The following is an 11460-nucleotide window of genomic DNA, read 5'->3' on the forward strand; positions in this document are numbered from 1 at the left end:
GAACAATGTATTAATGGCGTTAGAATGAATCGTGCCGAATATACTGAGCATGTTCTTGCACAAAGGCAAACGATGACAATCGATACGATTGATTACAAACATATCCTTGAAAAAGGAAACGAGCTTTTTGCAATTTATTATCCCATAGGAAAGAATAAAGGGGGTCTTCCTTTAGAAGCTGAAGTGATTGCCTACTTTCATTTTGAAAATCAGCAGTTATATAGAATACATGGACAAGTTCGCTTGCTTAAAGGCGATTTAACCGATGTTGATATGGAAAGTGCCTAGTCACGTACACTAAATCGCAAAATAGATAACGGTATTTAAGTTAGGCTATCGAGAAAAGCTGTTGATTAAAAGGATTTAAAAATGAAACAAATAAGTACTTTGATAGTGACGTTTATATTTTTCGTTTCTTCTGCTTATAGTGAGATTAAGATAGGGACTCTTGCTTATGATCCGCCTTTCGTTATATCCCCTACCGAAGGGTTTGATATTGATTTGTCGCGGTTAATTTGCAAATACTTGCAAGAACAATGTCGATTAATTCAAAGAGCAAACACCAAACAATTATACCAGGCATTAGAAGAAGGAAAAATCGACCTGGCGATTGCTGGTATTACTATTTCCCAGGCTCGTCAAAATAATTTTGTTTTCACCTTGCCGTATATGCTGAATAAAAGTCAATTTTTAACTTTGAAAAGTAATAACATCAATTCAATCAATGAATTAAAAGGCACAACAGTAGGAGTGATACGAGACCAGCTCAGTGGCGGTGTTTTATATAATTATCTACTTAATCATTATCAGAAACAATTTAAAATCAATCAATATGGGAATGTGGAAGAGCTGTTAGCCTCTTTAAACAATAAGACCCTGTCAGCAGTCTTTCTTTATCGTTCGGACGTGAATTATTGGAATCAAAATGGTGGGGATTCATTTAAGCCGCTTGGTTCTGTAATCACCCTTGGAGAGGGGCTGGCAATCATGGCCTTACCGAAAAACAACCAATTAATTAGCCGTATCAATGCCGTATTGCTTCAAATGGAAAATAATAATATCTACCTGGCGGTCTATAAAACTTATTTTTCCAATGAATAAAACCACCGTGAAATAACAGGAATCAATCTGGTTTTTAAGGGTGACTTAGAGAATCAAGAGTGGAGGGGCAACTCAAATAAGTCGATTGGTTTGGTAAGTTGCAAATCCCACTTCCTGTGGCCAACACATCCTTGTGTTATTTCCCTGTTTAATGGACTTCATGTCCTGGTATTTGCAACTTCCAATGATGCCAGTATGACTTAATTACTCCCCCGAGTCATTAAGATATATCAAGTAAGTCTTGTAAGAAATGTCTTACAAAAAAGCAGTGAGGTTAGTTACCCTTTTCATCGTCATCCCGTTTGTCAACCCAATAATCAGGAGGGCCTCCACGGGGTGTGGGTCTGGTAGGTAAAGGATTTAGAGTTGGGTTTTTCTCATTGCCGCTCGCTCTGGAAGCTTCTTTGTTTCGATTTGCAATGATAATTTTGTTCGCTGTATCAATTAAAAGGTTCCCTTTAACTATAAAAAATAAATCACTATCATGAATCGTCTGGTCAGTTTCAATTTTGCATACGACAAATAGTTTGGCATCCTTTTTATCATTGAATTGAGCAATCATTTCTTTTTCTAAAGACTCTGCGGTCTTAGCCATGACCTGGAAAATAAAGGGGGCTGCATTATTCAAATCGCCATTGCCTTCTGCATAGTGAGCATGGGTAATAGAAATGTTTGTTTTATTTAATTCATGCAATAACTCATTGTCGTCGTAGAGTCTATAAATAATTTTTTTTTTGGCTTCCTCATCAATAGATGCTTTTTGAGCCATAAAAAGTCTGGCTTCATTAAATTTATTAAAGGCAGCAATCAGTTTTTCTTCGCCTCTTGCATAGTGTTCGGTAATTTTATAGCGCATCTGATTTCCAAATACATAGCCATTGATAATGGGGTAGATTGCTCCATCAAGGAAGTTTAGCAACTCTGGCATAGGATGGATCTAGATTCTACCCTCCTGGTTGCCGAAAATTAGTCAGCACAGACCGGGGAAATTTTTTCTAAAATTTCCTCAATGGGTAATCCCATAACATTATAATAAGAGCCACGAATTTCTTTAACAAACGTATCCCGTACCTGCTGGATACCATAGCCCCCGGCTTTATCAAAAGGTTCCCCCGAATTGATATAGTTCTCTATTTGATTTTCTGTAAGAGGGTGAAAGCGAATGCTGGTCGTTACGTAATTAACATACCATTGTTGTTCGGGAAGAAAAATTAAGGCATACCCCGTATAGACTTCATGGGACTTGCCGCTAAGCATGCGCAGCATTCTATAGGCATCGTTATAGTCAGTTGGCTTTTCTAAAATATGATTTTCATAAGCCACCGTGGTATCTGCTGCCAGAATGATATCAGCGGCGCCTGTTGGAACCTGCGATAAAATAGTGTGCGCTTTTTCTCTGGCGAGCCGGGTGACATAGGTTTTGGCATCCTCGCTCTCTTGCAGGATTTCTTCAATATTGGCGGGCATAACCACGGCAGTCAATCCATGTTCTTGCAATATCTGCAAACGTCTTGGGGATGCACTGGCCAGAATGATCTTTAATCGATGATTAGGTTTCATTAAAAATAGTTCATTACTTTAATCTTATTCCAATTCTATACTTCTTTAGCAAAAAATCGAATTATAGGCTGTTAAACGTTCCTCTGAACAAGGCGCCTCTTTGAGCTAGTCCTGGCCGATGTCTTTTCGCCGGTTACAACGGTTCTTTTGACCCTGTATGCGCCCTTTGATGGATGGTCGAATAGCCTATATAATCCTTATTACAAGTTGAAATCAATGGTGGACGAGGGCTCAACCATTGTCAGGTTAAGGATACCAATGGTTAAATCAGCTTTAATAATCGCACTGATGGTTTTTAGCATCATCACTCAGGCAGCCCTGCCTGCTGATCCAATTCAACGCTGTCTAGATGTTAGAAGGCTTGTGGACTTTACCTCAAAACAGAAAATGGCTGCCAAAGAGCCCCCTGGTGTTCTGCCTTTTAAATTTCATAAAATTTCAGCCTCTGAGTTGCCGCTAGTTAACCCGGTGGGCAATATGGATGAAGTGATCCAGGCATTAAATAATCAAATTGAGAACTGCAAGAAAAACCAGGGTGACTTTCAGACAGTGACTATTGCCGGCCGTCAATTTGAACGCCAGGAATGGTGCCTGAATACCAACAAAAAAATGCTCATTCTTGCAAAGGCTGCTCATGGTGATTTTAAAAACTATTTAACCAGTATTAAAACTGAATTTGACTGGTATAAAAGCGATGGCTGGCCTGTCAATCATGCAGGATTTAAAAAGGGAGAGTTTCAATTTACTGCCTATTACGCACCAGCCCCAGTCGAGGCGCGCAGTCAACGTGGTGGATCCTTTCTACATCCGATCTACAGTAACCCCGGCGTGGTAAGTGTCGCTTTGGAGTCCAAAAAACTTAATTTGAAAGCCCCTCTTTGCGGGGTTGAGCCGCTTACTAAAATGGTGCGTGGATTTTGTTTGAAAAATGCCGATGGTACGTACTCTATAGCGCCAGACCGGGAGGAAATCGCTCATGAGGCTTTACATCCAAAATATATCATTGGCTATGTTGAAGATCCGAACGACCCGCCTTTTTTGATGCTTCAAGGTTCTGGTTCATTACTGCTTGACGGCAAATTATTTCATATCAATTATGATGGCGCTAACGGCAGGCCGCGCACGATGCTGGGCCGCATCGTCCAATGCGCGCAAGATCCAACCTGCGGTGGCAACCTTGATACAATGGAACGTTGCGCCAAAGATCCTAAATGCCATGATGAAACAAAGTTACGCTGCAACCTATCCAAAAAAATTAAACTAAGTGGGGCATCAGAAAAGCAAATTCGTCAGTTTTTAGACCACCCCCTTAACCAATCAAAAGCGGCCGACTTACGAAATCGCGATCAAAGCTATGTATTTTTTGCTAAAGAGGATGGTGGGCCTTACGGTTCAGAAAATATTACTCTAACGCCCCATGTATCCTGCGCAACCGATCACCGGGTAATACCGATCGGAATGAATTTTATTTATAACAGCAAAAAAGCGACTTCATGGTGTGTAGCCCAAGATGCAGGCGGTGCCATTGTAGGGGCTCATGTTGACGTCTACAAGGGGGAGGGAACTCAAGCTGGTATAGAAGCAAATTCACTAAATCACGCCGGCTCGCTCTATGTGGCACTACCCAAACGTCAATAGCCCAAACAGCCTTTGCGACACCGACCGCATGTGTATAACCAAGGTTTTTTTATTTGCCGTATGAAAAACCTTGGAAAGTTTTATCCAGGAAAATGTAATCCATAGTGCTCCAAATAACAGCAATTCTAATGGCTTTGATACTCTCCTGGTCGAATAGTATTGCTGTCTTCTTGCCGCTCCTTAATAATGAACGGCGGTATTCAGCATCACTCTGTTGATGAGGTGGAAGGGGTTAGGGTGGAGGCGGTAGTCACCGCGAAACATACTGATTAATAACAATTGAGGGGTTCAACATGCTCGTTACGTTGGTAATAGCTATTCTTACTCTTGTAGTAACCAGTTTCGTTGTTTTCGGCATCGTATTTTGGCACAAAGGTGAGCATCAGCATTTAGCGAGAAGTTTTCTTGTTATTTCACTTTCAGCTTTTTTGATATTTTTTGTTATCCTGATCGCTTTTTTTATAACGTCATTTTCTCAGCACTATTTCAAGTAAAGGTATTGACTCTAATCTCTTTTAAGCACCTCACGGTGTTGATTCAAGGACATTGCATTCAAGAAAAATGCAATCAATCAACAGAGGACATTTGGCCCCTGGCTAAAAGTTATCCAGAATACTGACCAATGAGCACGAACAAGAAGACCAGGTTGGATTTTTATCGATGAATTGATAGAAATGGCTTATCATCTCCTTAGAATCGATTTTTGGCATAGAGGGAACCATTAATCGGACATTCCGCAGCATGAAAAAGCTAAAATTAGAATTATCCCCAAGGAATTATCGCATTAGTTAAATTGAGAAAAAGATCAAGCCGATATAAGAAAAAGATCACAGCCCACAAGAGAAGAATCAGGTACCCTTGTCTCCCAAAGACCTATTGGAGAGAAGGATGCTGAATCGAGATACAGTAAGTTCAGAGCAATTGGGGCATTTAGGACTTGTTGCAGCAACGATTAGAGAATTAGGGATAATAGAGAGAATTGATGCACGCCTTGAGTTAAATGAAAAAAAAGGAGGCGTGGTAAGCTATGGTCGTCGAGTAGCGGCGATGGTTATCAATGGGTTGGGTTTTATGAATAGCCGGTTGTATATGACGCCGCATTTTTTCCAAGATAAGCCTGTGGCTCAACTGCTTGGTTCAGAACTAGACGCGGCACACCTGAATGATGACAGTCTTGGTCGCTGCCTGGATAAAATCGCAGAATACGGTGTGACCAGGCTTTATTCGGAATTGGCTTTTGAGATTGCCCGAGAAAAAAATTTACTAAGCCAGAGACTGCATTTAGACAGTACAAGCTTTGTTCTTTACGGCCGCTATGACACAGAAGAGGCCGCGCCCGGGATTGCGCAACCAGACTACGGATATTCCAAAGCGAATCGCTCTGATCTAAAGCAAGTGATGCTGTCACTAGTACAAGGAGGAGCTGCGAATATCCCCTTATGGATGGAGGCCTTAGATGGGAATAGTAGTGATAAAACAAGTTTCCAAGAGACGGTTAGGAGGGTGCAAGCGTTTACACAAAGTATTCATGGGATGCCTGATGGCCTTTGTTTTGTGGTTGATGCCGCCTTTTATGTTCCAGAGCAGTTGGCAAGCCTCAATAACGTGTTTTGGATAACCCGAGTACCTGCACAGCTTAATGAAGCCAAAGTATTGTTGAACAAGCCTTGTGATGCTCTGACCTGGGAGCCGTTTGATGCAAACTATCGTGGAAGTGTTCATGAAACGGTTCTTTATGGTATTCCACAACGCTGGGTTTTGATTGAGTCGCAACAGGCGAGGTTGCGAGAGCTAAAGACTTTTCAGAGGCATTTGGATAAAAAATCTCAAGAGCTCATTAAATCCTTATGGCATCTTGGTCACCAGGTCTTTCAATGTCCTGACGATGCAAAGCAGGCATTAAAACCGCTCATCAAATCACTCAAATACCACCAAATTCATTATGAGATTCTACCTGTTGAACGCCATACAGGGAAAGGTCGCCCAAAACCTGGAGCTCAAAAAATGGTGATTGGATATCAAATACAAGCCTGTCTTTCTACCTGTCTGGAGAGGGTGGGTGCTAAAAAAGAAACACTGGGACGCTTTATTTTGGCCAGTAATCAATGTGATAGCTCGCTATTGAATAATCATGCCATGCTTCAACAATATAAAGAGCAATCCTGTGTCGAATCAAGCTTTAAATTCATGAAAAACAATGCCTTCGAACTGGACTCTTTCTTCCTTAAAACACCTGAGCGAATTACAGCCTTGATGATGGTAATGACGCTTTGTCTCATGGTGTACAATTTTGCTCAAGCTCACATCAGGCAATGCTTAAAGGAGCATGATGAAGCACTTCCCAATCAGCTGGGTAAGCCAGTACAAAATCCCACAATGAAATGGATTGCTGAGCTGATGAACGTGATAGCTGTTGTAACCATCCTGACAAACGATCAAAAACATCGTGTGGTAACTAATCTAAAACCAGTACATCAACAAATCATTTCTTATTTTGGTCAGTATGCTCTTGAAATCTATGGACTTGCCGCAGAATCTGCGCGTGGCACAGGCTTCTCCTGCCTGGCTATTGAACAGAATAATTATAAAAATCGTTTATCTTGGTGCGAAACGTAGGGTGGATTACCAGTTTTTAAACAATACTAATCTTTATACCTATAATTCAACCGAACATGTCCAGGAATTAGTAGCCAATTGGCCCCTTTATACAAACCCGCTCAATCACTTCTATTTCTTTATGGCAGGAATTCTTTTATTCATCGTCTATGAGCGTTATCGGACACAGTTGCGTCAAAAACAGCAACTTCTAGTAAAGATGATTTTGATTTTACTCGTTATTTATATGGTATTAGATAAAATTGTTGGAAATCCAAGTTATGGTTTTGGACGTTTTTGTTATTCGCTTTTAACCCTGGCTATTATAAGCCTCACGCCCTTTATTGAGATAAAGAGCACTTGGTTAAGAAAAAAATTAATCATGTTAGGTGATATCAGCTACAGTGTTTATCTAATCCAATTTCCCGTCTATACCTGCGTTATCTATTTAACCAGGAAATTCACTTTGTTCAATAAAACTGAAACTTTCTTCATTGCCTTACTAAGCTTGCTATCTATTTCCTATTTTATTTATAAATGGTACGAAGTACCTAGTAAAAATTGGTTAACAAATCTGGCTTTTTCTCCCCGGAAAAATAGCCTTGAGCTTTCAGAAACAACCTAAATTTTTTTGCTCCAATCATTTTTCATCCCTCATTTACCAGGGGCTCTTCATTATCAATACTGCTTAAATGGTAGCGTTTACCACTTCGATACAATATGGAAGCACCTACGGCCGTTGCAAAAAGGATAGAAGCAAGTGAGCTTAATTTGCCATGATAAGTCAGGCTCACTAACCCCGTGGCTAATAACCCCGATATGCCAAGGCCAGTTGACAATACAGCCATTCGTGAACCCATAGGGGCATCGGATGATTCAATCGCCAAGCGTTGCAGCGATGCGGAAGAAAGCCCAAAACCAAAAGCAAAAAGCATGATGCCGCCAATTAGCCCAAATAAATGCGAGGGGTAGATCAACGACGTGGCCATAGAAAAAAGACTGCCTGCCAATAGAATAAACAATCCCAGCTCAATTAGCTGATTAAGCCTCATTTTGTCTACAAGAAACCGTACTAATCGGTTAGCAACCATATAAAAACCAAAAACCAGTAACTGAAAAATTCCAAAATAAAGTGGCTTATAATGAAATTCGTTAGTGACCAGGAAAGGTCCACAAACTAGCCAGCTCATGAAACCGCAAAACATAAGCCAATAGGGCAATAAATAATGCATAAACTGCCAATTAGTCACGATACTTTTATACTGACCTAACACAAAAGGGAGATTGAGTGGTGTGCGTTTGTCAGCCGCCAGGGTTTCTGGCATACGCGCCAGAACCCAACCCGTAATTAATAGACCCCAAACAAATAAAGATAGAAAAATCCACCGCCAATTTGTTAATGTCGCCAAAAGCCCGCCGAGGAAAGGACCTAAAGCAGGGGCAAGAACCGTAATACTGCTCATTGTCGCTAAAAGGCGAACCGAATTCTTTTGGTCATAGAGTTCATGGATACTGGCATATCCGGGAACGATGATAAAACAGATTGTACACCCTTGAAAAAAACGCGCTGCAATCAAAATGCTAATGTTAGGTGCGATTGCACATACGAAAGTGGATAACACAAAAATTAACATACCCGTTATAAAAACCGGACGTCTGCCAACTCGATCGCAAATAGGTCCTATAAATAATTGCATCGACATACCGCCTAAAAACCAAGCAGACAAAGTGAGCTGGACAAGGCTGGTAGAGACATCCAAATCATGCATCATATCGGGTAAAGCAGGCAGATACATATCCGTTGAAAGAAAAACTGCCATTTCAGCGCAGATCAGAATCAGGGGGAAAATAAAAAGATTTTTAAACATTCAGATATCCACAGTAACAGGATTGATGGGCAGGCCCCATCAATCAGAGAAAATCACGCTGACATTGCATTTTATTAGTACAAGTACAAAACCTTCCTTGCTTAGAAGGAAGGCTCATAACCAACTTATTAAATATTAATTAGTGCTTGTGGATTAGGCTTTGATAAATAGTCTTCCAATTGCTCTTCACTAAAAAAGCATTTTGAAGATCGAAGCTGCGAATCATGCTTAACAAATGCAATATCAACCTGCGCCAGGGCATTATCAATGGCGCGATAATGGCCTTCTAATACTTCATAACAGCGATAACCTAAATCAACCATGGTTGAAATAATTTCATGAATTTCAGGAGCACCCTTACGAAACTCATGAAAAGAGGTTTCGATAATTAAAATATCAATTTTATCCAAGAGCTCTTTAGAGCCTTTCAATACTTCTAACTCATTACCTTGTGTATCTATCTTCAACAAGCTTGGACGTGCTATTGTTTGGGGAATCAACGTATCTAATCGTCTCAAAGGCACTGTAATTTTTTTCCCGTCAAACGATTCCCCCTCCCATTGGCGTAGGCAACTTGAGCCAGAAATGTCATCGTGGAGAAAAAATTCAATTTCACTATCTTCTGCACCTGCAGCCACATTATGAGTAGTAGCACCAATCGTATTCTCAAGCTTTTTAAGTAAAGGTAAACAGTGAGGTACAGGCTCAACCAGATAAAACTTTGCTTCTGGCAAAAATTTATGAAGCGCGGGCGTACCATAAGCGATCCCGACATCAATAACGGTTTTAATATGAAAATTAAGTCTTTTCAAATGGCCAATAAAGGAGCCAAAATCTCTATTTGGAGTATTCTTGGTTGACAACTTCAGATTAAGAGGAGATAAAAGGCGATTTGCAATTGGAAACAAATAGGATGCCAAAAGATGTTTATTAAATTTCATTGATTGTTCCCTAATCTTTAACTATAAACTGGGTTACAAAATAACCCGGGATTGTATATTATTTTTACCGTAAAAAGAATATCTCGCCTTAAAATTACAGTTATTATTATATTATCAAGGTAGTTTGCATCTATTTGGAGTCATCTTATGCCCATCCAAACACCCATTAATGCCAAACCCAAAAAAAATTCTCTTATTGTCTGTGCGGGCACGGTAACCTGCCACACCGTGGCCAGTATGGGTGCAGGCTTCACCGTCTTTAAAGCGTATTTTGACAAAAATCTTCATCACGAAAATCTACCTGGTGGTTGGATTGCTGCCTTACAGTTGCAATTGGATAATTTCCATCAGCAAAAACAAGAAATGCCCGCTTATAGCCGTCTTGCCAAACAAGATGATTATCTTGGCGGTGTAGCCACCGTACCTGATAAATTGGGGCATAAAGGATTGACCTTTGCCAAGACTCTCTCTGAACAGGATTTGCAGGCACAATACAAGGAAGCACTTAGAGGAGCAATAAATGACGCCTTGGTCCTGCAACGCCCTCTGTTTATTCAACCGCTAGGTATTGGTGTGTATGGCTGGGATCCTGAACTCGCTGCCACCTTTTTTGCCGAAGTAATTTGCCAAACCGATCCTGAGGGCAAGATGGACATCAGCATTCCTATCTTTAATCCCTCCCCAGGGTCCAGTAACGAAAAATTCAAACTCCATTTTGCCAGTGAAATGGAAAAGAATGGACATCCCCTTATACGATAAGCAGTTCAAATACTGCGAACGCCGCAGAAAGGAAAAAAGAAAGAGCAAAGAACCGTCAAGAAAACATAGACTCATGTACGCGGATTCAGAAAATTATCGATTTTTCGTCCCCTCTACACAAGAAGATAACCTATGAATACGAATATCATTATGAATGTTTGCCAAAAACAGGGCATTAAGGGCAGTTTACTTTTACTATCCTGTCGACGCACGCCAGAAAAATGCCAATCGAACGCCTATTATTTATTATTCATTTTCCGTAAAAACTCTCCCAGTTCGATCGGCATGGGAAAAACAACCGTCGAAGTATTGCTTCCTGCTAAACTGGCGAGCGTTTGCAAATAACGTAATTGCATAGCCTGTGGTTCTTTCACCAGCACTTGCGCAGCTTGTAATAGTTTTTCTGAGGCTTGTAATTCACCTTCTGCATGAATAATTTTTGCCCTTCTGTCCCGTTCCGCTTCGGCTTGTTTCGCAATGGCGCGAATCATACTTTCATCCAAATCGACACGCTTGATTTCCACATTAGACACTTTAATACCCCAACCATCCGTTTGCGCATCCAATATTTTTTGCACATCACTATTCAATTGTTCCCGTTCTGCCAGCATTTCATCCAATTCATGTTGGCCTAGAACAGAACGCAGAGTAGTCTGTGCCAATTGGCTGGTTGCCTCAAAATAATTTTCTACTTGAATAATTGCCTTTTGGGCGTCAACAACCCGGAAATAAAGTACCGCATTAACTCGAACAGAAACATTATCGCGTGAAATAACGTCTTGGCTAGGTACATCCATTACCACTGTCCGTAGATCAACACGAACCATTTGTTGCACACCAGGAATAATAATCACCAGTCCTGGTCCCTTAACCCGCCAAAAGCGGCCCAGCATAAACACGACACCCCGTTCATATTCTCTAAGTACACGAAACGCAGCCAGAAGTATGAAAATGACAAGAATTACAAAGAACCCGAAGAATGAAGCCATGATTTTCCC

11 protein-coding genes are annotated in these 11460 nt (G+C 40.7%); 6 read left to right on the top strand and 5 right to left on the bottom strand.

The window, feature by feature from the left end; all coding sequences use genetic code 11:
- Nucleotides 1-24: 24 nt before the first annotated feature.
- The gene (locus DYC89_RS15020; protein ID WP_115222521.1) at nt 25-288 is read left to right on the top strand and encodes a hypothetical protein; all 264 of its coding nucleotides are present in this window, start codon (nt 25-27) and stop codon (nt 286-288) included.
- Nucleotides 289-369: 81 nt separating this feature from the next.
- Nucleotides 370-1101: a transporter substrate-binding domain-containing protein gene (locus DYC89_RS15025; protein WP_115222522.1), complete on the top strand. Its 732-nt coding sequence runs from the start codon at nt 370-372 to the stop codon at nt 1099-1101.
- Between the two features lie 274 nt (nt 1102-1375).
- On the opposite strand, the gene DYC89_RS15030 is transcribed toward DYC89_RS15025, so the two are convergent.
- Together DYC89_RS15030 and DYC89_RS15035 are read right to left on the bottom strand one after the other, a co-directional pair.
- Nucleotides 1376-1957, bottom strand: coding sequence for a hypothetical protein (locus DYC89_RS15030; RefSeq protein WP_115222792.1), 582 nt, complete (start codon nt 1955-1957; stop codon nt 1376-1378).
- Nucleotides 1958-2067: 110 nt separating this feature from the next.
- Nucleotides 2068-2661: a Maf family protein gene (locus DYC89_RS15035; protein WP_115222523.1), complete on the bottom strand. Its 594-nt coding sequence runs from the start codon at nt 2659-2661 to the stop codon at nt 2068-2070.
- 258 nt (nt 2662-2919) lie between these two features.
- Here DYC89_RS15035 and DYC89_RS15040 point away from each other — a divergent pair, with 258 nt between their 5' ends.
- The 3 genes from DYC89_RS15040 (at nt 2920) to DYC89_RS15050 (ending at nt 7519) form a co-directional block, all read left to right on the top strand.
- Entirely contained in the window at nt 2920-4299 is a 1380-nt protein-coding gene (locus DYC89_RS15040; protein WP_115222524.1) for an MltA domain-containing protein, read from the top strand.
- An 888-nt stretch (nt 4300-5187) separates the two neighbouring features.
- Entirely contained in the window at nt 5188-6915 is a 1728-nt protein-coding gene (locus tag DYC89_RS15045; protein WP_115220201.1) for an IS1634 family transposase, read from the top strand.
- Nucleotide 6916: 1 nt separating this feature from the next.
- A complete protein-coding gene (locus tag DYC89_RS15050) occupies nt 6917-7519 on the top strand; it encodes an acyltransferase family protein (RefSeq protein ID WP_181879428.1) in 603 nt (200 codons plus the stop codon).
- A 22-nt stretch (nt 7520-7541) separates the two neighbouring features.
- On the opposite strand, the gene DYC89_RS15055 is transcribed toward DYC89_RS15050, so the two are convergent.
- Both DYC89_RS15055 and DYC89_RS15060 read right to left on the bottom strand, forming a co-directional pair.
- Nucleotides 7542-8762, bottom strand: a complete 1221-nt coding sequence (locus DYC89_RS15055; RefSeq protein WP_115222526.1) for a multidrug effflux MFS transporter — start codon at nt 8760-8762, stop codon at nt 7542-7544.
- Nucleotides 8763-8890: 128 nt separating this feature from the next.
- Complete coding sequence (locus DYC89_RS15060) at nt 8891-9703, bottom strand: FkbM family methyltransferase (protein WP_115222527.1); 813 nt, start codon at nt 9701-9703, stop codon at nt 8891-8893.
- A gap of 147 nt (nt 9704-9850) precedes the next feature.
- Here DYC89_RS15060 and DYC89_RS15065 point away from each other — a divergent pair, with 147 nt between their 5' ends.
- Nucleotides 9851-10462, top strand: coding sequence for a hypothetical protein (locus DYC89_RS15065; RefSeq protein ID WP_115222528.1), 612 nt, complete (start codon nt 9851-9853; stop codon nt 10460-10462).
- A gap of 239 nt (nt 10463-10701) precedes the next feature.
- On the opposite strand, the gene DYC89_RS15070 is transcribed toward DYC89_RS15065, so the two are convergent.
- Nucleotides 10702-11451: a slipin family protein gene (locus DYC89_RS15070; RefSeq protein WP_115222529.1), complete on the bottom strand. Its 750-nt coding sequence runs from the start codon at nt 11449-11451 to the stop codon at nt 10702-10704.
- Nucleotides 11452-11460: the final 9 nt, after the last annotated feature.

It is taken from the genome of Legionella donaldsonii, assembly GCF_900452385.1.
Taxonomy (GTDB): Bacteria; Pseudomonadota; Gammaproteobacteria; order Legionellales; family Legionellaceae; genus Tatlockia; species Tatlockia donaldsonii.